We start from the raw sequence: 22,057 nt of genomic DNA, 5'->3' as shown, positions 1-22,057 counted from the left end.
CATCGTACGGCCACCGCGCTCGCCGGCACCTGCGCTCCACGGGATGGGCGCGGGATCGGGGCCGTGACGCCCGAGGGATCCGTGGGCTACCCTTCCAGGGTCCGCGCCCGCGCGCTGCGCCGGCGCGGAGCGGCTGAGACCCTTCCGAGGAGAAGATGACTGTCACGGAGTCGCTGCCCGTGGTCGACGCGGTGCGCCGCGAGCTCGAGATCGAGGAGCAGGTCCGGGAAGGACGCCCTCTGCTGCGGGTCTCGCTGACCCTGGCCACGAACCTCACCCTCGCCCCGGCGCAGCTGTGGCCCCTGCTCACGCGGGCCGAGCAGCTCGGGCGCTGGTACGGTCCGGTCACCGGAGACCTTCGCGAGGGCGGGCGCTTCCGCGCGCCGGACGGCGCCGAGGGCGAGATCCTCGAGGTCGAGGAGCCCCACCGGATCGCGCTGCACTGGATCCGTCACGACCTCGTCGAGCCGTTCCAGCTGCGCCTCGATCCGGAGGACGACGGCACCACGCGACTGCGCCTGGTCCGCACCGCCCTCGTCGATCGCGCGGAGTTCGACCGGGCGGGTCCGGGAGCCCTCGCGATGCCCTGGGAGATCGCGCTGCTCGCTCTCGCCGCGCACACCGGCGGCTGGCGCGCCGGCTGCCTCCTCGACGCACCGGCCCCGACCCGGGACTGGCTGCGCAGCACGGAGGGCGCCGCGGTGGTGCGGGCGTGGTCGGTGCGATGGGCGGCGCAGTCGGTCGCCGCCGGGGTGGACGAGGCCGCCGCGCGCCGCGGCGAGGTCGAGGCCGCGCGGCGCCAGCTGGGGGTCTGAGCCGCCGGGCGCCCGCACGGCGGCACCGTCCGCGTCCGCGTCCTGGAGATCTTTGCCCAGGCTCACGACCTGGTGAGACACTGCGCCCGTGACCACCCCCTCGCCGCGCTCCTCGCCGCGGGGTCCGCGCACTCCCGCGCAGGTGCTGCGGTCGCTGGTCCCCTCGGTGTACGGGCCCAGCCTGCTCGAGTTCGTGGGCCTGGCCGCTCTGATGCCGGTCATCCCGCTGCTCGCCCGCGACCTCGGCTTCAGCGTCCCGCAGGCCGCGGCCCTGTCCACCATCTTCGGGCTCACCTCGTTCCTGGGCCCGATCCCCGCCGGCCGGGTCATCTCCCGCCTGGGCGCGCGCCTCGCGCTCGTGATCACCGGCGGGCTGCTGGTGGCCTCCAACCTGGCCGCCTTCCTGCTGATCGGCCCCGCGCTGGGCGGCGACGGCGGGGACCTCGCCCATCGGCTGACGCTGATCGGCCTGCTGCTGGTGATGGCGATCAGCACGCAGGTCTGGCAGCTGGGCCGCCAGGCCTACCTGGGCACGGCCCTGCCACCGATGATGCGGGCCCGGGGGATGACCCTGTTCGGCGGCGTCATCCGGCTCGGCGAGGTGATCGGCCCGCTGCTCGGCGCACTCGTGATGACCCTGGGCTCGATGGCCGGGGTCTTCCTCCTGTTCGCGGTCACCGCCGCCGCGGGCACGCTCATGATCGCCGTCTTCCTGCCTCCGGGCGAGGCGCGCGGTGTGCCCCGGCCGCGGCGTCGCGACCGCGTCGCCCGCAGCGCGGCGCGTCGGCGGCTGGACCGGGCGGTGCTGGGGCGGATGGCAGCCGTGGGCCTGGGCATCGCCCCGGTGATGATGGCGCGGGTGAACCGTCCGGTGATCGTGCCGCTGCTCGGCGACGCCCTGGGGCTGGACCCGGTGTGGATCTCCATCGTCTTCGGCGTCAGCGCCGCCCTCGAGATCCTGCTGGTGCTGCCCGCCGGGTCGCTCATGGACCGCTTCGGCCGCGCCGCCGTCGCCGTCCCCTGCGCTCTGCTGATGGGGGCGGGATTCCTCCTGCTGGCCGTGCTGGGCACCCTGCTCGCCGGGCAGGGGACCGGCGCCGCCCTGGTCGCCCTGGTGGTGCCCACGCTGCTGATCGGCCTCGGCAACGGCATGGGCTCGGGGATCGTCATGACCCTGGGGGTGGACGTCTCCCCGGTGCACGGCAGGACGGGATACCTGGCGTGGTGGAACACGATGCTCGGGGCGGGCAGGCTCGCCGCCCCGCTCGTGGTCACCGCGATCACCCTGGTGGCCCCGGTGGCGATCGCCGGCGCCGCGACCGGTGGGCTCTGCGTGGCGGGCGGGCTGTGGCTGGCCCGGGTGCTGCCCCGGGTCACGCCCTCCGGCGGGACCCGCGGGCGGTCCGGCCGGTGAGGCTAGTGCCTCTAGGCGGCGGCGTGCTCGGCGGCGGCCCGGGCGGTGCTCTGCAGGAGCTGCACGGCCTCGTCGCGGGGGACCGAGCGGGCGATCGCGATCTCGGCGGCCAGCGGATCGATCGCGGACTGCAGCAGCGTGCGCTCCGCGAGGCTGGAGGGGACGCCTCCGGAGTCGCGGACGATCGAGCGGATGACCTCCACCCGATCGGTGAGCCGCCCGGTCTGCAGCTGCATCTGCAGCGACTTGATCCGGTGCGCCCAGGAGGCCTTCTTCTCCAGCGGCTCGATCGGCGCGCCGAGCTGGTCGATCAGCCCCGCGATCTCGTCCTCGGCGAGCAGCGGGCGCAGGCCGATCACGTCCTTGCCGTCGGCGGGCACGGAGATCCGCATCTCTCCGCCGATCATCTCCAGGTCGACGTACTGCCGGTCCTCGCCGCGGACGCTACGGGTGCAGGTGGAGACGATGCGCACGGGACCGTGGACCGGGTGGGTGAGCACGTCTCCGGGAGTCGGGGCGGCGGGAGTTGCGGCGACGGACACGGGGAACCTCCTGGGTGGACCTGCGCGCCGACGGTGCCGCGGCTCGGGTGAGGTCGTGGCGGCCGCAGCCCGCATCGCCGGGGCCCGGTCGGGGCACGGATGCGGAATCTCGGGCGGCTCGAGTGCCGCTGGGCCAGTCGGAGCAGGCCGCGGCACCGACGTCGGCGCACCCCCATCCTCTCACGGTTCTGACAGGTTCTCCAGGGGGTGACGTCTCCGCATGCGTCACAGGGACCGCCCGGTGCCACCGTGCGCGGGACCGGTGGACATCGAGGTCGTCCTGGACGGTCCGAGGGGTGGAGAGAGACGGAAGTCGGGGGCCCGGGAGGGGTGCGATGAGGTCAGATGGAGGGGTGTCGCGCACACCGTGCGTCGGGGACGAGGAGCGGGGGGGGCGGAGGAAGCATGCGGAGGATGGGCAGCGGACGGGGCGGCCGGGACGACGCGGAGGTCGCCGGCGGCGCGCTGGTGCAGGTCGAGGGCGTCGGAGTGGTCCTCGACGGGAACGTCCTGCTGCTCGAGGCCACGGAGAGCGTCGCGGGCGGCGAGGTCCTCGCGCTGACCGGAGCCAACGGTGCCGGCAAGACGACCCTGCTGCGGGTGCTGGCCGGGCTCCTGGAACCCACGGCGGGCACGGTCCGCGTCCTCGGCCGTCGCCCCGATGAGCGTGATCGCCGCTTCCGCAGCGCCCTGGCCGCGCTGATCGGGCCGCCGCAGACCGCCCGCGATCTCACCGTCCTCGAGCACCTCCAGTTCATCGGTGCCACCTGGGGAGCGGGCGCCGCCACCGCGCGCGACCGGGGCGAGGCGCTGCTCGAGGAGCTCGAGATCCGGGCCCTCGGCCGACGCTTCCCGCACGAGCTCTCGAGCGGTCAGACGCAGCTGGTCTCCCTCGCCCTGACGCTCGCGCGCCCCGCCCGCGTGCTGCTGCTGGACGAGCCCGAGCAGCGCCTCGACACTCATCGGCAGGGCCTGGTCATCGCCGCGCTGCGTGCCCGGGCCGCGGCGGGCACCGCCCTGGTGATGGCGACCCACAGCCCGCGGCTGCTCGAGGAGCTGGCCGATCACCGGCTCCACCTCGAGGGGGCCGCATGAGCGCCGAGCTCGCCGCCGTCCGGGAGGTCTGGGCCCAGCGCACGCGGGCTCGGACCCGCGGCGACGTGCTGTACCTCGTCTACCTCGCGGTGCTCACGGCCCTGATCATCGGGGTGCCCGCCCTGCTCGCGGCCGGGGAGGCCCTGGCTCGGCCCGATGTGCTGCCGATGCTGCTGGCCGAGGGCGCGCCGCGGGTCGCATCCGTCCTCGCCCTGGCTCTCGCCGCCGCGGCCGTCCTGCTCGGCGCGATCCGGGGGCCCGCCCTGCTGTCCCCGTTCCTCACCGCGACCCTCGCCGCGAGCGGGATCCGGCGGCGCGTCGTGCTGCGCCGCCCCTTCGCCCGCTCCCTGGCGGTGCTCGCGCTCGCCTCCGCCGTCCTCGCCGCCCTGCTCGGGGCGACGCTGCTCAGCGCCGGAGGGACGGATGCCGCCGCGGCGACGACGTTCGTGGTCGCCGCCGTGGGGGCCGGCCTCCTGCTGGGCGCCGCGTGGCTGGCCGGTGAGCTGCTGACGGCCGGGCCGCGGCGCCTGCTGGCCCTCGCCCTGGCCTCGGCGGCGCTCCTGGTCGCCGTGCTCCCCGGGGCCGGCGGCCCGGCCGGGGTGTATCCCGTCGGCCCTGACGGAGCGGTCGGTCCCCTCGCCTGGGCCCTCGTGCTGCTGGGGGGCGGGATCCTCGCGGTGCTCGTCGGTGCGGCGCTGCTGGACCGGCTGCGGGGCCGGGTGCTGGCCGAGCAGGCGGCGCGCTGGGAGTCCGCGACCATCGTCGCGACCTCCGGGGACCTGGCGGCCGCCGTCGGGACGTTCCGCCCGCCGCCGACCACCGGCCGCGCGCTGCCCGCGATCGGCGGCGGTCCCCTGGTGCTGCTGTACGCGCGGCGCGACGCCGTGACCTGGCTCCGCAGCCCCGAGCGGTTCGTCGTCGCCGTCCTCGGCGCGCTGCTGGCCGCCGCGGTGCTGGGCGGATCGATCCTGCTGGAGGGGCCGCTGCGCGGGGGAGCGGTGCTGCTCGGGGCGGCGGCGCTGTGGGGAGCCAGCGGGGCGCTCGTCGACGGCCTGCGCCACGGTGTGCACACGCTCGGCGCCCCCGGTCTGTTCGGGCAGTCCGCCGCGGTGCAGGTGGCGCTGCATGCCGTGGCGCCGATGCTGCTGCTGAGCGCTCTCGCCGCCCTCGGCGGGGGTGTCCTGTGGTGGACGGCCGGTGCGGGGGATCGCGCGGCGCTCGACGCCCTGCTGCTCCCCCTCGCCCTCGCTCCGGTGCTCGTGGCCGGGCGGATGCGGGACGCCGCGAAGGGCCCGATGCCGCTGGCCCTGTCCACACCGATGCCCACCCCGCAGGGGGACCTGTCGGTGCTGCCGATGCTGGCCTGGCAGGCCGATGCGCTGCTGCTCGCGATCCTGGCCGGCGCCGTGCTCGCCGGTCTCGCCCTGCTGGGACCGGCCTGGATCGCGGGCGGATCCGCCGTCCTGACCGGGATGATGACACTGTGGGCGCTGGGCCGCCTGCGCGCACTGAGGAGCTGACCCGAGGATGACCGACGCCTGGAACGTCCGCACCACCCCGAACCCCCTGATCCGCCGGGCCGGCCGCCTGCTGGGACGGCTCAACGCCCGCCACCCCTGGGACCACAACGCCCACTTCCACGGCTGGATCCTGCGCTCCCTGCCGGAGCAGGCCGCCCGCGTGCTCGACGTCGGCTGCGGCCGCGGAGCCCTCGTGGAGGCGCTCGCCGCGCGGGCCGCGCGGGTGGACGGGATCGATCCCGACCAGGGCATGGCCTACGCCTCCGCCACCCGCTTCCGGGACCGGCGACGGGTGCGCATCCGGCGCTGCAGCCTCGGTGAGCTCGCGGAGCGGGAGGAGCGGGCGGGCGCCTACGACGCCGTCACCATGATCGCCTCCCTCCACCACATGGAGCTCGACCGGGCGTTCGCCGAGGCGCGCGACCTGCTGCGTCCCGGGGGACGGCTGCTGGTGGTGACCCTCGCGCGGCCCGAGGGCGCCGTCGACCAGATCTGGGACATCGCCAATGTCCTGACCAACCCGCTGATCGGGATGATCAAGCACCCGCGGCCGGTGCGGGATCCCGCCCCCGCCACGGGCGCGCCGATGCCTGTGCAGGAGGCGTCCTGGTCGCTGGCCACGCTGCGGGAGCGCGCGGATCTGCTGCTCCCCGGCGCGGTGATCCGGCGCCGCGAGGGCTTCCGGGCCACCCTGCGCTGGCAGAAGCCCGAGGACCCCGGCGCCCCCGGCGGCGGGCACGCCGGGCGCTGAGGGACCGCCGCCCGCAGCCGGTCAGCCGTGCCGGGCGATGACCGCGCCGAGGCGGCCGATCGCCTCCTCGATGACGGCGGGGGAATGGGTCACGAAGCTCAGGCGCATGGTCGAGCGATCCGGACGCTCGGCGAAGAACGACCAGCCCGGGAGGTAGGCCACACCGGCCTCGACCGCCTCGGCGAGCATGTCCTGCGCGTCGTAGCCCTCGCCGAGCGCCGCCCACAGGAACATCCCGCCGTCGGGGTGCGTCACGTGCGCGCCCGCGGGCAGCACCGGGGCGATCGCCCGGGCCATCGCGTCCCGGCGCTCGCGGTAGACGGCGCTGACGCGCGCGATGTGCCCCTCGAGATCGGCCGTCTCGAGATAGCGCGCCACGGTCAGCTGGTCCACCACGGAGGACTGCATCGAGATCGCGGCCTTGGCGACGGCGAGGGTGTCGAGCACCGGCCCCTCGGCGCGCATCCAGCCGATCCGCACTCCGGGGCTCATGAGCTTGCTCATCGAGTTCAGCAGGATGGTGCGCTCGCCCATGCCGGGCAGGGCCGCGATGGGCGCCCAGGTGCTGCCGGTGAAGCTCAGCGCGCCGTAGGGATCGTCCTCCACGAGCGGCACCCCGGTGCGCCGGAGCACCTCGGCGACGGCCTCGCGGCGGGCCACCGGCATGGTCCTCCCGGTGGGGTTCTGGAAGGTGGGGATCAGGTACACCATCCGCGGATGGTGGGTGCGGATCGCCTCCTCGAGGGCGCCGGGGACCACACCGTCGTCATCGGTCTCCACGCCCACCATCCGGGCACCGTGCACGGAGAAGGCCTGCACGGCGGCGAGATACGTCGGGGACTCCACGAGCACCACGTCCCCCGGCTCCAGCAGCGCCTGGGCCACGACGAACAGCCCCTCCTGGGACCCGGAGGTGACCCGGATCTGGGAGGCGTCGGTCGCCACCTCCCGCGAGAGGCGGCGCGCGGCCTGCTCGCGCAGCTCCGGCTCGCCCTCGCTGACCCCGTACTGGAGGGCACGGTGGCCCCGGTGGGTGAGCACCCAGTCGTAGCAGGCCCGGACGTCCTCGAGAGCGAAGAGCGCGGGGTCCGGGATGCCGCCGGCGAAGGAGGTCACGTCCTCGCGCGCGGCGAGGGAGAAGATGTCCTTCAGCGGGGAGGACTCCATCCCGGCATAGCGGGCGGCGACGGGGAAGCGGAACGGCTGCGCGGTCTCGGGCGCGGGGGACACGGTCATCAGCTCATGGTGTCACGCGAGCAGCACGCCCTCGAGGCGCAGCAGTGCCTGTTTCGTCTCGATCCCGCCCGCATAGCCGGTCATGGAGCCGTCCGCGGCGAGCACCCGGTGGCACGGCACCACGATCGAGAGGGGATTGGCGCCGACGGCGGCCCCCACGGCCTGTGCGGCCCGGGGACGGTCCAGGCCCCGCGCGAGGCCGCCGTAGGTGGTGGTGCCACCGCGCGGGATCTCGCGCAGCATCTTCCACACCTGCTGCTGGAACGGGGTGCCGCGCGGCGACAGGGGGAGGTCGAAGGCCTCGCGCTCGCCGGCGAGATAGGCGAGCAGCTGCCGCTCCGCCGCGGCGAGCAGCGGATCCTGCGCCGGTGCCTCCTCGCCCAGACGTTCCGGGCGCGGGAAGTGCGCCTGGTCCTGTCGCCACACCCCGGTCAGGGCCTCGCCCTCGGCGGCGATCAGGTACGGGCCGATCGGGGTGTCGACGCGTCGGTGGCGGGGGAGGGCGGTGGTGGTGGGGTGCTGCGGAGTCATGAGCGGTGTCCTTCCAGGGGGCGGGGCGCCTCGGCGGGGGCCGGGGCGACGACGGGAGCGGGGGACGGCGGGCGCCGCCCGCCGCGGCGGGCGGCCTGGTGATGCCACAGGTGCAGCGCGGCGTACGAGCGCCACGGGGAGGCCGCGTCGAGGGCCGACAGCAGTCCCGCGTGGTCCTCGGCGAGGCCCAGATCCCGCGCCGCCCCGAGCAGGGCGGCATCGCGGGCCGGGGCCACGTCGATCGCGCGAACACCCCGCAGCAGCACGTAGTCCGCCGTCCACGGGCCCACCCCGCGCAGAGCGAGCAGCCGGCCGCGGAGCTCGTCCACGGGGAGCGAGGCGTCCAGGCCCTCGGCGAGAACCTCGGCCACCGCCCCGCGCAGCGTCTCCCGGCGGGCGGCGGGACCTCGGAACCAGTCCTCGACGTGCTCGGCGGCCACTCCGGGGTCCACGGGCAGGCGGTGGACGCCGCCGCGGTGCAGACCCTCCGGCAGCGGGTCACCGAGCAGGTCGGTCGCCCGCGTGATCTGCTCCCTGGCCTGCGCGGTGGTGATCTGCTGTCCCGTGATCGCCCAGAGCAGGGCCTCGGCGAGGGAGGCGCTGCCGGGCAGGCGGACGCCGGGGCGCCCGGTGATCAGCGGTGCCAGTGCCGGCACGGCGCCGGCGAGGCCCTCGTCGATGCCGACCGGGTCCGCGTCGAGGTCCAGCAGGCGGCGGGTCAGCGAGACGGCCGCGGCGTGGTCGCGCAGGTCCGCGAGGCGGGCCGTCAGGGGCAGCGGCCGCGGTGCGGGGGCACCGAGATCCACCTCCAGCACACCTGGGCCGTGCGGCAGACGCACGGCGCGCCGCCAGGTCAGACCGTCCACCTCCTCGACCCCGGGGACCGCCCGGTGGGCGAACCAGGCCGCGAGCCCCGCGCCGTCGACGGGCCGGCGCACCGCGAGCTGCGCCGTGACCACGGCGCCGCCCTCCTCGACCTCCGGCGCACCGGCAGCCCTCCGCTCGCGCACCACGGAGGGCGCATGTCCGAACAGGTGCGTGAAGGTGTCGTGGAACTGGCGCTCGCTGCCGAATCCCGCCGCGTACGCCACGGTCGCCAGCGGCAGGGAGGTGCCGAGGACCAGCTCGTGCGCACGGCGCGCCCGTCGGATCCGCGCATGCGCCAGCGCTCCGGCGCCGGTGGACGTCACGAGCGCGCGATGCAGGGTGCGCTCGGAGACGGCGAGCCGCTCCGCGAGGGCCGGCACCGTGCCCTCGCCGTCCAGCGCCCCGGCATCGATCAGGCGCAGCGCGCGCCCGGCGAGCGAGCCCCGCGGGTCGTCGTCGGGGCTGCCGGGCGGGGCCGTCGGCCCGCAGCGCTTGCAGGCTCGGAAGCCGGCGGCGGCGGCCGCGGCGGCCGAGGGCAGGAACACCACGCCGGAGCGCTGCGGGGTGCGCGCCGGGCAGGAGGGGCGGCAGAAGATGCCCGTCGAGCGCACGCCGGTGAAGAACATCCCGTCGAAGCGGGAGTCCCTCGCCCGGATCGCGGCGTAGCGCTCGTCATCGGTCATCGCGGTCATGGCACCAGTGAACCGCGTGCGGGCCTGCGGCACCAGCGGGAATCGGTCAGGACGCCGCCGCTGCGACCCCCGGGCGCGCGACCGTGCCGCGGCCGCCGCCGGAGCCGGTGGCTCCGGCGAGGAGGGACAAAGGGGCGGTGACGAACGACGTGAGCGGCCGGAGCGCCCGACGGGTCGGCGACCCGGTGCGGGACCTCTCGGCGTCGCCCGCACGGCCCCGGGACCTGCAGGACCTGCCGCTGCTGCGGCGGGTGCGCGACCGCATGGACCGGGAGTTCGCGCAGCCCTTGGACGTCGAGGGCCTCGCGCGCTCCGTGCATCTCTCGGCCGGGCATCTCAGCCGGCGCTTCCGGGAGGAGTACGGGGAGACGCCGTACGCCTATCTCATGACGCGGCGCATCGAGCGGGCGATGACCCTCCTGCGCAGCTCGGACCGCTCGGTGACCGACATCTGCATGACGGTGGGGTTCTCCTCGCTGGGCACCTTCAGCACCCGCTTCAAGGAGCTCGTCGGGGTCCCGCCCTCGGTCTACCGCGAGCAGGGCGCCGACGTGCTGGACTCGATGCCGCCGTGCATCGCCCGCCGCGTGACCCGACCGGTCAGGAATCGAGAAGCCCCCGGTCCCCGCACCCCCTAGGTTCGTGGCATGACCACCGCACAGCATGACCCGCCCCGCATCCACTCGAGCTTCCTGCCCCACACCGACCCCGAGGCCTCGCTGGCCTTCTATCGCGACGTGCTCGGCTACGAGGTCCGCCTCGACGTCGGCGGCGGCCCCATGCGCTGGATCACCGTGGGACCGGCCGGGCAGGACACCGCGATCGTGCTGCATCCCCTGCTCGAGGGCAACGGCCTCACCGAGCAGGAGCACGACGCGCTGCAGTCCGTCATCGCCAAGGGCGCCTACTTCGGGGTGAACCTCGCCAGCGACGACCTCGACGCCACCTTCGCCGCGCTCGAGGCCGCCGACGTCGAGATCGTCCAGGAGCCCATGGACCAGGACTACGGGCTGCGCGACTGCGCCGTCCGCGACCCCGCGGGCAACCTGATCCGCATCCAGCAGACCGCCTGAGATCCCCCGCGCACCGGCCGTGCCGGCGCCCGACCACCACCCGAAGGAGCACCATGACCGAGAAGGACACCCACAGCGGATTCACCGACGCCGAGCGGGAGGCCATGCGCGCCCGCGCCGAGGAGATCCGAGCCGAGAAGGAACAGGGCAAGGGGGCGAAGAAGCGCGCGGCGGACCGCAAGAAGCTCGAGGAGCTGATCGCCTCCATGCCCGCACCGGACCGCGCCGCAGCCGCCAGGATCCACGAGATCATCGGCACCGTCGCCCCGCAGCTGGACCCCCGCACCTGGTACGGCATGCCCGCCTGGGCGCTCGACGGCGAGGTGCTGTGCTTCTTCACCCACGCCTCGAAGTTCGAGGAGCGCTACTCGAGCTTCGGCTTCAATGCGCCGGCGCAGCTCGACGACGGGCACATGTGGGCCACGTCCTTCGCGGTCACCGAGGTGGACGACGAGGTCGCCGACCGCATCGCGGCCCTGGTGTACCGCGCGCTGGGCTGAGGCCCCCGCGCGGGGGTCTCACTCCCAGCGGAAGAACAGCGCGGCCACCACCGCGCCGACGAGGGTCGCCGCGGCGAGGGAGAACAGCGAGCCCGCGGGCAGGGGCTGCCCCGCCCAGGCCGCGGAGAGGGCGTCCACGCCGGCACCGAAGGGCAGGTGCGAGCCGATCTCCGCCACGGGGCCCGGCAGCGCGTCCCGGCCGCCGAACATGCCGCCGCTGGCCCCCAGGACGAGGAAGGCCACCAGCCCGATCGCGACCGAGGAGTTGGGGGTCGGCGAGATCGCGGCGACGATCATCCCCACCGCGTACATGGCGGCGGTGGTCAGCGCCAGCGCCACCAGCGCGGCGCCGAGGTCGATCGGCGGGTTCGCCCCGTAGGCGAGCGCCGCCACGGCCGCCGCGAGGGCGATGCCGACGGCCGACTGCAGCAGGCTGACGATCGCCTGGGCGAGGAGCACCATCATCGGGGAGGCCGGTGTGACCGCCAGGCGGCGCAGGATGCCGGCGCGCCGGTAGTAGGCGAGGAAGCTGGGCATGTTCAGCACGCCCATCATCGTCACCACCATCACGATCACCAGAGGGAGCACGAAGAGGTCCAGGGCGGTGCGGCCGGCGACGATCTCCTCCTGGCCCGCGGCCGAGGCGCTCGTGAGCAGGATCAGCAGCGGCAGACCGAAGGGGACGATCAGGCCGGCGAGGTCCCGCGAGACCATCTTCGCCTCGGCGCGGACCATCGCCAGAAGGGTCCGCAGGCCGGGTCGGTGCGCGCGCGCCGGCACGGCACCGGCGGCAGGGGACGGGGTAGGAACGGTGTTCATGCGATCTCCTCCTCGAAGAGCTCCTGTCCGGTGAGGGCGACGAAGGCGTCCTCCAGGGTGTCGGTGCCGGCGAGCTCGACGATCTCGGCGACGGTGCCCTCGGCGAGGATGCGCCCGGCGCCCAGCAGGACGATCCGGTCGCACAGCCGCTCCACCTCGTCCATCCCGTGGCTGACCAGCAGGATCGTCACGCCGTCGTGACGCAGCTGCTCGATGGTGCGCCACATGCGCCGGCGCGCGGCGGGGTCCAGCCCGGTGGTGAGCTCGTCGAGGATCAGCACGCGGGGCCTGCCGACCATCGCCAGCGCCACCGAGACGCGCTGCTGCTGACCGCCGGAGAGCTTCTCGAAGCGGGTGTCGGCCTTGTCCTCGAGGTCGACGAGCTGCAACAGCTCCTGGCGTCCCCGTGGATCGGGGTAGAAGCTCCGGTAGAGCGTGATGAGCTCGTTGACGGTCAGCGCGCCGTGGAGCTCCCCCTCCTGCAGCTGGACGCCGAGGACCTGCCGCAGCGCGGCACGGTCCCGGTGGGGGTCCAGGCCGCCGACCGAGATCCGCCCGGCATCGGGCCGGCGCAGCCCGGCGATCATCTCGACGGTGGTGGTCTTGCCGGCCCCGTTGGCCCCCAGGATGCCGAGGGCCTCGCCCTCGTGGACCGTCAGGGAGAGGCCGTCGACGGCGAGCGTGGTCCGATACCTCTTGGTGAGATCCTCGAGCTCGATCATGGTGTTCCGGGGGGTCGGAGTGTTCATGGCTCGACCGTACGGAGAGCGGGGTGCCCGGCGCGGGTGCCGAGGGTCATCGGTCCCGCGGAGGCCGACCATGACCATCGGCACGGGTACGGCGGCCCCGCCGGCTCTAGTGTGGGGGCATGCGAGCACTGGGCACCGAGGGCTGGGCCGGAGTGGCGATGCTGATCATCGCGGTGGCGGTCGCCCTGCCGGCGCTGCTGGGGATGGTCGATCCGCTCATCCCCCGAGCACTGTGGGCGCTGCTGCTGGTGGTCTTCGTGCTCGCCGTCCTCGCCGCGGGCACCACCGGGCACCGGGGGATCCCACCGGCGGCTCTCGCCCTCGCCGTGCTGGTCTCCTGGGTCCTGGTGCTCAGCGTCCCCGGCATGGGGCTGCTGCACGTCCTGGTGGTGCTGACCGCGGCCGTCAGCACCTACGTGATCGCACTCCCGATGAGCATCGTGCTGGCCGTGCTGAACTCCGCGGTGGTGATGCTCGCGGGCGTGCTGCGCACCTCGGACTGGACCGAGGCGCTGATGATGACCGGCTTCTATCTGCTGATTCAGCTCGCCACGGTGTTCAGCACCACGACGCTGCTGCGCGAGAAGAGGATGCGCAGCGAGCTCGCGCGCGCCCATGTGGATCTCCGTGCTGCCGGCGCCCTGCTGGAGGACTCCGCGCGCACCGCCGAGCGGCTGCGCATCTCCCGCGAGCTGCACGACCTGATCGGCCATCAGCTGACGGTCCTCACGCTCTCCCTCGAGGCCGTCCGCCACCTGGAGCCTGCGCAGGCCCGGTCCCACGTCGACCGGGCGGACGAGGTGGCGCGCTCCCTGCTGCGCGACGTCCGCGAGACCGTCGGCGCGCTCCGGGCGCAGCCCACGGATCTCCAGGGCGCCCTGGAGGACATGGTGGCGGGCATCCCCGGACTCGTCGTCGACGTCGCGGTCGACCCCGATCTCGACCTCGGCGAGGAGCAGCGGGCCGCCGTCATCCGCTTCGCCCAGGAGACGGTCACCAACGCCATCCGCCACGCGGATGCCTCCCGGCTGCGCATCGACGTCTCCCGTGACGGTGCCCGGGTCACGCTGATCGCGCGGGACGACGGCGTGGGGGCGCGGGACCCGGAGCTCGGCAACGGACTGCGCGGGCTGCGCGAGCGGTTCGAGGGGCTCGGCGGCGAGCTGGCGGTGGACGGCCGCGAGGGCTTCGCCGTCACCGGACGGCTGGTGCTCCGATGACCCGGGTGATCGTCGTGGACGATCAGGCGCTGGTCCGCGAGGGCATCCGCACCCTGCTGCAGCTGGCCGGGATCGACGTGGTCGCCGAGGCCGAGGACGGTCGGGCGGCGCTCGCGGCCGTCGAGGCGCATCGACCCGACGTGGTGCTGATGGATCTGCGGATGCCGCGCTATGACGGACTCTGGGCGCTCGAGCAGCTGCGGGCCGCGGAGAGCACGGTCCCAGCCCTGGTGCTGACCACCTTCGACGACGATCAGCTGGTGCTGGAGGCCCTGCAGGCAGGGGCGCGCGGCTACCTCCTCAAGGACGTCACCGTCGAGCGGCTGGCCCGGGCGGTGCACACCCTGGCCGGCGGGGGCACCCTGATCTCCCCGTCCATCACCGACGGCCTGCTGCGAGCGATCCGCTCGGGGCCGGGCGCGCCGGGGGAGCGGGGGGAGCCGGTGATCGCTGCGCTCACCGACCGGGAGCTGGACGTGCTGCGCCTGGTCGCCGAGGGCTGCACGAATCGGGAGATCGCCGAGGTGCTCCATCTCGCCGAGGGGACGGTGAAGAACCATCTCTCGGTGATCCTGCAGAAGATGGGGGCCCGGGACCGCACCAACGCCGTCCTCCGTGCGCTGCGGGAAGGGGTGCTGGAGTGAGCGCGGGGACGTACTGGACGGGGACGCCGGGAAAAGACTGAGCCGCGGCATCCTCGATCGAGGACGCCGCGGCTCAGGACGGTGGAGCGGGCGACGGGAATCGAACCCGCGTAATCAGTTTGGAAGACTGAGGCTCTACCATTGAGCTACGCCCGCGTGCTCGGCCCATTGAACCAGATGGGCCCCCGGGGTCGCACATCGCGCCGCGGCCGACGCGACATGCATCTCCTCACAGCCCGATGGAGCCCGCCGCGGCTCCTGCGGGGAGACCGGGTACTGTCGCCTCGGTCGCCCTCCGGGGTGTAGCTCAGCTTGGTAGAGCACCCGCTTTGGGAGCGGGAAGCCGCAGGTTCAAATCCTGTCACCCCGACTGCCCCGCGGGCGCGCCGATCGGCGCCCCGCGGCCGCCTCGCGCGCAGCGCACCGATCGCCATGGAGCGATCTCCCAGCAATCCCCGCCCTCCTGCGCGCCGACTGCACAACCCCTCTGTCCGATATGACAGATTTCACCCAGTGCGGCACCGGACCCGACCACATCGAGGTGGTCGGGCCCGGAAAGCTCGGCGACCGGCGACCCTCGCGGCCCGTGGGCGTCGCTGCTGGTCATCGGTCGGACCACGGCCTCGCGGACCCCTTGCGGGGCCGCGGTCGACCATCCCTTCGAGTCGCGAGGTGGCATTCTTCACAGAGCTCCCGTTAGGATCCACTCGAGCTGAGAACACGCTGATAGACGACCCGGAGGGTTCCCATGCTGGAGACCGAGACGTCCCGAGTGCAGGGCTGGTTGCGTCGTGCAACCGGGATGGTCGCCATCCTCGCCGTGCTGATGATGCCGATGGTGGGCTTGAACCCGCCGGCACAGGCCACCTACGCCACCAGTGGTGAGGGTCTCTATCAGGGAGCGATCGACTGGTTCGACTTCGAGACGGACGGGCAGCCGATCCCGGCAGAGGGCGCGGAGCGGACGAACACCCGCGAGATCGGCGACCACACCATCGCCACGACCTGCTCCATCGCGAACATCGAGGGGAACATCGCGACGTACCGCTCGGGCAACTACTCGGGTGACGGGCTCGACAACCTCTACAACATCGGGGGCGCCGACGGTGCCAATGAGCTGATCTCGGGCATCTACACCGCGGACAACGGCGCCACGGTCAGCTTCGACTTCACCTGCAGCGTGACCCTCGACGGCGAGCCCATCGACGTCGGCGGCCTGGTGTTCGCCGACGCGGAGAGCTCGAACGCGAGCCAGGGCGAGTACGTGCAGGCCACCACCACCGAGGACGTCACCTGGCGCGTCATCGATCGCTTCCGGTCCTGCGACACCTCGGTGATCGCCAGCCGCACCGGCGACACCATGCGCCTGCACCCCGACGGCGAGCAGTGCAGCCAGGTCAACGGCACCACGGGGCCGATGGCCGTCGGCTTCATGGAGGGCGGGACCAGCGCCCGCGTGGAGCTCAAGGGCGGCGGCTCCAGCGCCGTCGCCGTCGGCGTCGTGCTGGAGTCCGACTTCGGCGACGCCCCGACCAGCTTCGGCGAGGCCGGTGCCCTCATCGAGCCGGCCTGGCAGGGCGGCGAGATCCCGGAGGGCGACACCAACGTCTCCGAGGACGCGTTCACCCTCGGCACCCCCACCGTGCCCAGCCCGCGCCTCGGCGCCACCGTCGACTCCGATTCCGACTACCTGGCCAGCGATGATGCGCTGGGTGACGACACCTCCGGCAACCCCGAGTCCGACGAGGACGGCATCCCTCCGCCGGGCGTCATCGACACCACCTGGGGGGAGACGGTCACGCAGACCGTGGAATGCACCGGCCCCGGATACGTGTCCGGTTGGATCGACTGGAACGCCAACGGCACCTTCGACGAGGGCGAGGGCTCGAACGTCGCCGACTGCACCGGAGGATCGGTCGAGCTGACCTGGACCGTGCCCGAGGACGCGGTGGACAGCCTCGAGGACGAGGCGACCTACATGCGCCTGCGCATCGCCGGCTCCGAGGCCGAGGCGAGCACGCCCGTCGGGATCTCCGCCAACGGCGAGGTCGAGGATCACCGCGTCGAGGTCGACGTCCCGAACCCGGGCCTGACCATCACCAAGTCCGCGGACGTCGAGTCCGCCGCCCCGGGCGACACGGTCGACTACACCGTCACGGTCGAGAACACCGGCGAGGTGGACTACACCGCCGAGGATCCCGCGACCCTCACCGACGACCTGAGCGGCGTGCTGGACGACGCCGTCTACAACGACGACGCGGCCGCCGGCGCGGGTGAGGTCTCCTATGCCGAGCCCGTGCTCAGCTGGAGCGGGCCGCTGGCCGTGGGGGAGAGCACCGAAATCACCTACTCGGTCACCGTCGACGATCCCGTCGAGGGCGACTTCGACATGCTCAACGTGGTCACCGGACCCGAGGAGTCGAACTGCCCGGAGGGCACCGAGGATCCGAGCTGTCAGGCCGTCGTGCCGATCCGGCAGCTGCAGATCGAGAAGACCGCCGACCCCTCGGACACCACCCTCCCGGGCGACACGGTCAGCTACACCGTCCAGGTGACGAACACCGGCCAGGCCGCGTACACCGCGGAGGACCCGGCGACCTTCACCGATGACCTCAGCGGCGTCCTCGACGACGCGGCCTACAACGACGACGCCGCCGCGGACACCGGCGAGGTCTCCTACACCGAGCCCACCCTGTCCTGGTCCGGCGCGCTCGAGCCCGGTCAGACGGCGACGGTCACCTACACCGTCTCGGTCGCGGACCCGGCCACCTCCGGCGGCGACGGAACGCTCGACAACGCCGTGGTCGGCCCGCCGGAGTCGAACTGCCTCGACGGGACCGAGGAGGACTGCCATGTGCCCCTCCCCGTCCGTGCGCTGCAGATCGAGAAGACCTCCGACGGCGCCCAGGGAGCGGTCCCGGGGGACACGGTCACCTACTCGGTGACCGTGACCAACACCGGTGCTGTGCCCTACACCGCCGACAACCCGGCGACCTTCACCGACGACCTCACCGAGGTCCTCGACGACGCCGCCTACAACGACGACGGCGCCGCCGACATCGGCAACGTCGACTACGCCGAGCCGAACCTCTCCTGGTCCGGCGCGCTGGAGCCGGGCGAGACCGCGACGATCACCTATTCGGTGAACATCAACGACCCGCCCTCCGGTGACGGCGACATGCTGAACGTCGTGGTCGGCCCCGAGGAGTCCAACTGCACCGATCCGGGCAGCACGGACCCCGACTGCGTCGAGCCCGACCCCATCCAGGAACTGCAGATCACCAAGACCTCGGACGCCGAGGGCGAGGTGCTGCCGGGCGACACCGTCACCTACACCGTCTCCGTCGAGAACACGGGCGCCGTCGCCTACACGCCGGAGGATCCGGCGACCTTCACCGATGACATGACCGGCGTGCTGGACGACGCGATCTACAACGAGGACGGGACCGCGGACAGCGGCGAGGTCTCCTACGCGGAGCCGGAGCTGTCCTGGTCCGGCGCGCTGGAGCCGGGTGAGGTCGCGACCATCACCTACTCGGTGACGGTCAACGACCCAGTCTCCGGTGACGGCCTGCTCGACAACGCGGTGGTCGGCCCCGAGGAGTCGAACTGCGACGACGGCACCGAGGAGGACTGCCACGTCCCCGATCCGATCCGGGCGCTCGAGATCGCCAAGACCGCGGACGTCGAGTCGGCGGCGCCGGGCGACACGGTCACCTACTCGGTGACCGTGACCAACACCGGTCAGGTCGCCTACACGGACGATGCCCCGGCGACGCTCGACGATGACCTCACCGAGGTCCTCGACGACGCGACCTACAACGACGATGCCGCGGCCGATGCCGGCTCGGTCTCCTACGCGGAGCCGGTGCTGTCCTGGTCCGGTGCCCTCGAGCCCGGCGCCTCGGCGACCATCACCTACACGGTGACCGTCAACGATCCGGCCTCCGGAGACGGAGAGCTGCTCAACACGGTCGTCGGTCCCGAGGAGTCCAACTGCGACGACGGCACCGAGGAGGGCTGCAACGTCCCCGTGCCGCTGAAGGCGCTGGATATCGAGAAGACCTCGGACGTCGCCGAGGCCGCTCCCGGGGACACCGTCACCTACTCGGTCACCGTGACCAACTCCGGCCAGGCCGCCTACACCGACGAGGACCCGGCCACCATCACCGATGACCTCACCGAGGTCCTCGACGATGCGACCTACAACGACGATGCCGCGGCCGATGCCGGCGCGGCCACCTACGAGGAGCCGGTGCTCTCCTGGTCCGGCGCCCTCGAGCCGGGGGCGACGGCGACCATCACCTACACGGTGACGATCGACGACCCCGACGAGGGCGACAACACCCTGACGAACGTGGTCACCGGCCCCGAGGAGTCCAACTGCCTCGACGGCACCGAGGAGGGCTGCGAGATCATCGTGCCGGTCAAGGGCCTGCACATCGAGAAGGTCTCCGACCAGGACGAGGTCACCCCCGGCCAGACCGTGAACTACACGGTCACGGTGACCAACACCGGCCAGGTGCCCTACACCGAGGAGAACCCCGCCACCGTCACCGACGACCTCACCGAGGTTCTCGACGACGCGACCTACAACGAGGACGCCGCGGCGGATTCGGGTGCGGTCTCCTACGAGGAGCCGAACCTGTCCTGGACCGGTGCCCTCGAGCCCGGCGCCTCGGCGACCATCACCTACTCGGCGACGGTCAACGATCCGACCACCGGTGACGGCGACATGCTGAACGTGGTCGTCGGGCCCGAGGAGTCCAACTGCACCGACCCGGGCAGCATTGATCCCGACTGCATCGAGCCCGATCCGGTCCGTGAGCTCGCGATCGCGAAGACCTCGGCGGACGACGGCGAGGTGAACCCGGGTGACACGGTGGACTACACGATCACCGTCGAGAACACGGGCAACGTCGCCTACACGGAGGACGCCCCGGCGACCTTCACCGACGACCTCACCGGAGTCCTCGATGACGCCACCTACAACGAGGACGGCACGGCCGACCTCGGCGGCGTCACCTACGCGGAGCCGGAGCTGTCCTGGTCCGGCGCGCTGGAGCCGGGCGAGGTCGCGACCATCACCTACTCGGTGACGGTCAACGACCCGGTCTCCGGTGACGGCACGCTGGACAATGCGGTCGTCGGTCCCGAGGAGTCCAACTGCGACGACGGGACCGAGGAGGACTGCGGCACCGTCGATCCGGTCAAGGCGCTGCAGATCGCGAAGACCTCGGACTCCGAGGGCGAGGTGCAGCCGGGTGACACCGTGGAGTACACCGTCACCGTGACCAACAGCGGTCAGGTGGACTACACGGCGGACGATCCCGCGAGCTTCACCGACGACATGAGTGCGGTGCTGGACGACGCGACCTATGCCGAGGACGGGACCGCGGACATCGGCGAGGTCTCCTACACGGAGCCGACCCTCTCCTGGTCCGGTGCGCTGGCGCCGGGCGAGACCGCGACGATCACCTACTCGGTGACGGTCAACGAGCCGCTGACCGGTGACGGCCAGATGACCAATGCGGTCGTCGGGCCCGAGGAGTCCAACTGCGATGACGGCACCGAGGAGGACTGCCACGTCCCCGATGTGGTCAAGGCGCTGCAGATCGCCAAGACCTCCGATGCCGAGGGCGAGGTGCTGCCGGGCGAGACCGTCACCTACGAGGTGACGGTGACGAACACCGGCCAGGTCGCCTACACGGACGAGGACCCGGCGACCTTCACCGACGACCTCACCGAGGTCCTCGATGACGCGACCTACAACGACGACGCCACCACCGAGACGGGCAGCGTGTCCTACGAGGCGCCGAGCATCTCCTGGTCCGGTGCGCTCGAACCGGGCGCCTCGGCGACCATCACCTACTCGGTGACGGTCAACGATCCGCCCTCGGGCGACGGCACCCTGACCAACGCGGTCGTGGGCCCGGAGGAGGCCAACTGCGACGACGGCACGGAGGAGGACTGCCACACCGTCGATCCGGTCAAGGCGCTGGAGATCGTCAAGAGCTCGGACCACGCGCAGGCCGCTGAGCCGGGCGACGTGGTCACCTACTCCGTGACCGTCACCAACACCGGCCAGGTCGCCTACACGGACGAGGCCCCGGCCACGTTCACCGACGACCTCACCGAGGTCCTCGACGACGCCGCCTACAACGACGACGCCTCAGCCGATGCGGGCTCGGTCTCCTACGCGGAGCCGAACCTGTCCTGGACCGGAGCGCTGGAACCGGGTGCGAGCGCGACCATCACCTACTCGGCGACGGTCAACGATCCGACCACCGGTGACGGCGACATGCTGAACGTGGTCGTCGGCCCCGAGGAGTCCAACTGCACCGACCCGGGCAGCACGGACCCCGACTGCATCGAACCGGACCCGATCCGCGAGCTCGCGATCGCGAAGACCTCCGAGCACGAGGGCGAGGTCACCGCCGGCGACACGGTCAGCTACACCGTCACGGTGGAGAACACGGGACAGGTCGCGTACACCGACGAGGCCCCCGCCACCTTCACCGATGACATGACCGAGGTGCTGGACGATGCGACCTACAACGAGGACGCGGCGGCCACGAGCGGCGAGGCCTCCTACACGGAGCCGGAGCTTTCCTGGACCGGGGCGCTCGCGCCGGGCGAGGTCGCGACCATCACCTACTCGGTGACGGTGAACGACCCGCTGAGCGGTGACGGCACGCTGACCAACGCGGTCGTCGGCCCGAACGAGTCCAACTGCGACGAGGGGACGGAAGAGGACTGCACCATCGTCGACCCGATCCAGGAGCTGCAGCTGGCGAAGACCTCGGATGCCGAGGGCGAGGTGCTGCCGGGCGACACGGTCACCTACGAGGTGACGGTGACGAACACCGGCCAGGTGCCCTACACCGATGAGGCGCCGGCGACCTTCACCGACGACCTCGGCAACGTGCTGGACGACGCGACCTACAACGAGGACGCGGCGGCGAGCAGCGGCGAGGCCACCTACTCCGAGCCGACCCTCTCCTGGGCTGGAGCTCTCGAGCCGGGCGAGTCCGCGACCGTGACCTACTCGGTGACGGCCCTGGACCCGAGCGACTCCGAGGGCGACGGGGTGCTGGACAACGCGGTGGTCGGCCCGGAGGAGTCGAACTGCCTCGACGGCACCGAGGAGGACTGCCACGTCCCGGACCCGGTCAAGGCTCTGGACATCGAGAAGTCCTCGGACGGCGCACAGGGCGCCGAGCCAGGTGACGTGGTCACCTACGCGGTGACCGTGACCAACACGGGTCAGGTGGCCTACACCGAGGAGGCGCCGGCGAGCATCACCGACGACCTCTCGCAGGTTCTCGATGACGCCGCCTACAACGGGGACGCCGCTGCGGATTCAGGCAGCGTCTCCTACGAGGAGCCGGTCCTCAGCTGGACGGGCGCGCTCGAGCCGGGGGCCACGGCGACCATCACCTACTCGGTGACGGTCAACGACCCGACCACCGGTGACGGCGACATGCTGAACGTGGTCGTCGGGCCGGAGGAGTCCAACTGCACCGACCCGGGCAGCACGGACCCCGACTGCATCGAGCCCGACCCGATCCGCGAGCTCGCGATCGCGA

General features: G+C 72.8%; 17 protein-coding genes and 2 tRNA genes. 12 read left to right on the top strand and 7 right to left on the bottom strand.

Features of this window, described 5'->3' with window-relative positions:
- Positions 1-155: 155 nt before the first annotated feature.
- Together CXH06_RS17205 and CXH06_RS17200 are read left to right on the top strand one after the other, a co-directional pair.
- Positions 156-815 (top strand): SRPBCC domain-containing protein, encoded by a 660-nt coding sequence (locus tag CXH06_RS17205; RefSeq protein ID WP_114856428.1) that lies wholly within the window; start codon positions 156-158, stop codon positions 813-815.
- A gap of 88 nt (positions 816-903) precedes the next feature.
- The gene (locus tag CXH06_RS17200) at positions 904-2,229 is read left to right on the top strand and encodes an MFS transporter (protein WP_114856427.1); all 1,326 of its coding nucleotides are present in this window, start codon (positions 904-906) and stop codon (positions 2,227-2,229) included.
- Between the two features lie 11 nt (positions 2,230-2,240).
- Here CXH06_RS17200 and CXH06_RS17195 read toward each other — a convergent pair whose 3' ends face one another.
- A complete protein-coding gene (locus tag CXH06_RS17195) occupies positions 2,241-2,771 on the bottom strand; it encodes a CarD family transcriptional regulator (protein WP_114856426.1) in 531 nt (176 codons plus the stop codon).
- Between the two features lie 414 nt (positions 2,772-3,185).
- Here CXH06_RS17195 and CXH06_RS17190 point away from each other — a divergent pair, with 414 nt between their 5' ends.
- The 3 genes from CXH06_RS17190 to CXH06_RS17180 are packed head-to-tail and all read left to right on the top strand — an operon-like array spanning position 3,186 to position 6,137.
- On the top strand, positions 3,186-3,866 hold the full coding sequence (locus tag CXH06_RS17190; protein ID WP_114856425.1) for an ATP-binding cassette domain-containing protein: 681 nt from the start codon (positions 3,186-3,188) through the stop codon (positions 3,864-3,866).
- Positions 3,863-5,386 carry a hypothetical protein gene (locus CXH06_RS17185; protein WP_114856424.1) on the top strand — a complete coding sequence of 508 codons (1,524 nt, stop codon included), beginning with the start codon at positions 3,863-3,865 and terminating at the stop codon, positions 5,384-5,386. Before CXH06_RS17190 ends, CXH06_RS17185 begins: the two co-directional genes overlap by 4 nt.
- A gap of 7 nt (positions 5,387-5,393) precedes the next feature.
- Entirely contained in the window at positions 5,394-6,137 is a 744-nt protein-coding gene (locus CXH06_RS17180) for a bifunctional 2-polyprenyl-6-hydroxyphenol methylase/3-demethylubiquinol 3-O-methyltransferase UbiG (protein ID WP_114856423.1), read from the top strand.
- Positions 6,138-6,158: 21 nt separating this feature from the next.
- Here CXH06_RS17180 and CXH06_RS17175 read toward each other — a convergent pair whose 3' ends face one another.
- From CXH06_RS17175 to CXH06_RS17165, 3 genes are read right to left on the bottom strand one after another with little or no spacing between them, the layout of a single operon-like run.
- The gene (locus tag CXH06_RS17175) at positions 6,159-7,373 is read right to left on the bottom strand and encodes a PLP-dependent aminotransferase family protein (protein WP_114856422.1); all 1,215 of its coding nucleotides are present in this window, start codon (positions 7,371-7,373) and stop codon (positions 6,159-6,161) included.
- A 12-nt stretch (positions 7,374-7,385) separates the two neighbouring features.
- Positions 7,386-7,904 carry a methylated-DNA--[protein]-cysteine S-methyltransferase gene (locus CXH06_RS17170; protein WP_114856421.1) on the bottom strand — a complete coding sequence of 173 codons (519 nt, stop codon included), beginning with the start codon at positions 7,902-7,904 and terminating at the stop codon, positions 7,386-7,388.
- Positions 7,901-9,463 (bottom strand): Ada metal-binding domain-containing protein, encoded by a 1,563-nt coding sequence (locus CXH06_RS17165; protein ID WP_114856420.1) that lies wholly within the window; start codon positions 9,461-9,463, stop codon positions 7,901-7,903. Before CXH06_RS17165 ends, CXH06_RS17170 begins: the two co-directional genes overlap by 4 nt.
- A 185-nt stretch (positions 9,464-9,648) precedes the next feature.
- On the opposite strand from CXH06_RS17165, the gene CXH06_RS17160 reads away from it, so the two are divergent.
- From CXH06_RS17160 to CXH06_RS17150, 3 genes are read left to right on the top strand one after another with little or no spacing between them, the layout of a single operon-like run.
- Positions 9,649-10,101 carry a helix-turn-helix transcriptional regulator gene (locus CXH06_RS17160; protein ID WP_232820413.1) on the top strand — a complete coding sequence of 151 codons (453 nt, stop codon included), beginning with the start codon at positions 9,649-9,651 and terminating at the stop codon, positions 10,099-10,101.
- A gap of 9 nt (positions 10,102-10,110) precedes the next feature.
- On the top strand, positions 10,111-10,536 hold the full coding sequence (locus CXH06_RS17155) for a VOC family protein (protein ID WP_114856419.1): 426 nt from the start codon (positions 10,111-10,113) through the stop codon (positions 10,534-10,536).
- A 53-nt stretch (positions 10,537-10,589) separates the two neighbouring features.
- Positions 10,590-11,036 carry a hypothetical protein gene (locus CXH06_RS17150; RefSeq protein WP_114856418.1) on the top strand — a complete coding sequence of 149 codons (447 nt, stop codon included), beginning with the start codon at positions 10,590-10,592 and terminating at the stop codon, positions 11,034-11,036.
- 18 nt (positions 11,037-11,054) lie between these two features.
- On the opposite strand, the gene CXH06_RS17145 is transcribed toward CXH06_RS17150, so the two are convergent.
- Positions 11,055-11,855, bottom strand: a complete 801-nt coding sequence (locus CXH06_RS17145) for an ABC transporter permease (protein WP_114856417.1) — start codon at positions 11,853-11,855, stop codon at positions 11,055-11,057.
- Positions 11,852-12,604: an ABC transporter ATP-binding protein gene (locus CXH06_RS17140; RefSeq protein WP_114856416.1), complete on the bottom strand. Its 753-nt coding sequence runs from the start codon at positions 12,602-12,604 to the stop codon at positions 11,852-11,854. The genes CXH06_RS17145 and CXH06_RS17140 overlap by 4 nt, the downstream gene beginning before the upstream one ends.
- A gap of 119 nt (positions 12,605-12,723) precedes the next feature.
- Here CXH06_RS17140 and CXH06_RS17135 point away from each other — a divergent pair, with 119 nt between their 5' ends.
- Both CXH06_RS17135 and CXH06_RS17130 read left to right on the top strand, forming a co-directional pair.
- On the top strand, positions 12,724-13,824 hold the full coding sequence (locus tag CXH06_RS17135; RefSeq protein WP_232820410.1) for a sensor histidine kinase: 1,101 nt from the start codon (positions 12,724-12,726) through the stop codon (positions 13,822-13,824).
- Complete coding sequence (locus tag CXH06_RS17130) at positions 13,821-14,468, top strand: response regulator transcription factor (protein WP_114856414.1); 648 nt, start codon at positions 13,821-13,823, stop codon at positions 14,466-14,468. Before CXH06_RS17135 ends, CXH06_RS17130 begins: the two co-directional genes overlap by 4 nt.
- Positions 14,469-14,550: 82 nt before the next feature.
- On the opposite strand, the gene CXH06_RS17125 is transcribed toward CXH06_RS17130, so the two are convergent.
- Positions 14,551-14,624 (bottom strand) — tRNA-Gly (locus tag CXH06_RS17125).
- Positions 14,625-14,764: 140 nt separating this feature from the next.
- Between CXH06_RS17125 and CXH06_RS17120 the strand changes: the two genes are divergently transcribed.
- Together CXH06_RS17120 and CXH06_RS17115 are read left to right on the top strand one after the other, a co-directional pair.
- A tRNA-Pro gene (locus CXH06_RS17120) sits at positions 14,765-14,838 on the top strand.
- A 378-nt stretch (positions 14,839-15,216) separates the two neighbouring features.
- Positions 15,217-22,057: CshA/CshB family fibrillar adhesin-related protein (locus CXH06_RS17115; RefSeq protein ID WP_114856413.1), on the top strand; the 6,841-nt coding region annotated here is incomplete at its 3' end.

It is taken from the genome of Brachybacterium sp. YJGR34, assembly GCF_003347015.1.
Taxonomy (GTDB): Bacteria; Actinomycetota; Actinomycetes; order Actinomycetales; family Dermabacteraceae; genus Brachybacterium.
The sequence above is the reverse complement of the archived record's forward strand: the minus strand, read 5'-3'. Positions and strand labels throughout refer to the sequence as shown.

Excerpts from the sequence above, each read along its gene's own strand:
- CXH06_RS17205 (WP_114856428.1), top strand. The coding sequence starts at position 156 with ATGACTGTCACGGAGTCGCTGCCCGTGGTCGACGCGGTGCGCCGCGAG.
- CXH06_RS17190 (WP_114856425.1), top strand. The coding sequence starts at position 3,186 with ATGGGCAGCGGACGGGGCGGCCGGGACGACGCGGAGGTCGCCGGCGGC.
- CXH06_RS17185 (WP_114856424.1), top strand. The coding sequence starts at position 3,863 with ATGAGCGCCGAGCTCGCCGCCGTCCGGGAGGTCTGGGCCCAGCGCACG.
- CXH06_RS17180 (WP_114856423.1), top strand. The coding sequence starts at position 5,394 with ATGACCGACGCCTGGAACGTCCGCACCACCCCGAACCCCCTGATCCGC.
- CXH06_RS17175 (WP_114856422.1), bottom strand. The coding sequence starts at position 7,373 with ATGACCGTGTCCCCCGCGCCCGAGACCGCGCAGCCGTTCCGCTTCCCC.
- CXH06_RS17170 (WP_114856421.1), bottom strand. The coding sequence starts at position 7,904 with ATGACTCCGCAGCACCCCACCACCACCGCCCTCCCCCGCCACCGACGC.
- CXH06_RS17165 (WP_114856420.1), bottom strand. The coding sequence starts at position 9,463 with ATGACCGCGATGACCGATGACGAGCGCTACGCCGCGATCCGGGCGAGG.
- CXH06_RS17155 (WP_114856419.1), top strand. The coding sequence starts at position 10,111 with ATGACCACCGCACAGCATGACCCGCCCCGCATCCACTCGAGCTTCCTG.
- CXH06_RS17150 (WP_114856418.1), top strand. The coding sequence starts at position 10,590 with ATGACCGAGAAGGACACCCACAGCGGATTCACCGACGCCGAGCGGGAG.
- CXH06_RS17145 (WP_114856417.1), bottom strand. The coding sequence starts at position 11,855 with ATGAACACCGTTCCTACCCCGTCCCCTGCCGCCGGTGCCGTGCCGGCG.
- CXH06_RS17140 (WP_114856416.1), bottom strand. The coding sequence starts at position 12,604 with ATGAACACTCCGACCCCCCGGAACACCATGATCGAGCTCGAGGATCTC.
- CXH06_RS17135 (WP_232820410.1), top strand. The coding sequence starts at position 12,724 with ATGCGAGCACTGGGCACCGAGGGCTGGGCCGGAGTGGCGATGCTGATC.
- CXH06_RS17130 (WP_114856414.1), top strand. The coding sequence starts at position 13,821 with ATGACCCGGGTGATCGTCGTGGACGATCAGGCGCTGGTCCGCGAGGGC.